This is a genomic window from Vibrio mytili (assembly GCF_000830505.1).
In the GTDB taxonomy this organism is placed as follows: Bacteria; Pseudomonadota; Gammaproteobacteria; order Enterobacterales; family Vibrionaceae; genus Vibrio; species Vibrio mytili.
Genome location: NZ_JXOK01000059.1, coordinates 1 through 843, shown reverse-complemented (window position 1 = coordinate 843; position 843 = coordinate 1). Strand labels below are relative to the sequence as shown.

General features: G+C 46.9%; 1 protein-coding gene. It reads left to right on the top strand.

All coding sequences use genetic code 11. From position 1 onward, the window contains the following. On the top strand, window positions 1-843 hold an 843-nt coding region (locus SU60_RS15315), incomplete at both ends, for a T1SS-143 repeat domain-containing protein (protein ID WP_041156283.1).

Below are 843 nucleotides of genomic sequence, written 5' to 3'. Positions count from 1 at the left end.
GGAGCATTTACCACCACTCAAGGCGCTGACCATGTGGTGAGTTACCAACTTGATTCAACAGCCGCTCCGGTTGCAGGTTTAACTTCTCAAGGTGAACCAGTTACTCTAGTAGAGACCGCGAATGCTGATGGCAGCTTTACTTACGTTGCTACCGCAGATGGCAATCCTGTGTTCACTTTAAATGTAGCGAAAGACGGTACGTACGACTTTACGCTGCAAGGCCCAATCGACCATGCTACAAACAGCGACAGCCTAACCATTGATTTCCCAATTATTGCGACCGATTTTGATGGTGATACGACTTCGGCAACCATTCCGGTCACAATCACGGATGATGCGCCAATCATTAATAATGTCGTGCCGCTGGCGGTGGATGAAGATGATTTATCAGGCATTGGGTCAGACCAAAGCGACGCGGTCTTTGTTGAAGGCATGTTTACGACCACTCAAGGCTCAGACAATGTGGTGAGTTACCAAATTGATTCAACAGCCGATCCTGTTGCAGGTTTAACTTCTCAAGGTGAGCCAGTTACTCTAGTAGAGACCGCGAATGCTGATGGCAGCTTTACTTACGTTGCTACCGCTGACGGCAATCCTGTCTTCACCATGAATGTGAATGCAGACGGTACATACAATTTCCGTCTGGAAGGGCCAGTTGATCATGCGTTAAATAGTGATGAGTTAGTACTTAACTTCCCAATCATTGCAACAGACTTTGATGGCGATACGACCAGCGCGACCATTCCTGTCACTATTACTGATGACATTCCAACCATCAATAACGTTATTCCACTGACGGTAGATGAAGACGATCTAACCACAATTGGTTCGGCTCAAAATGAC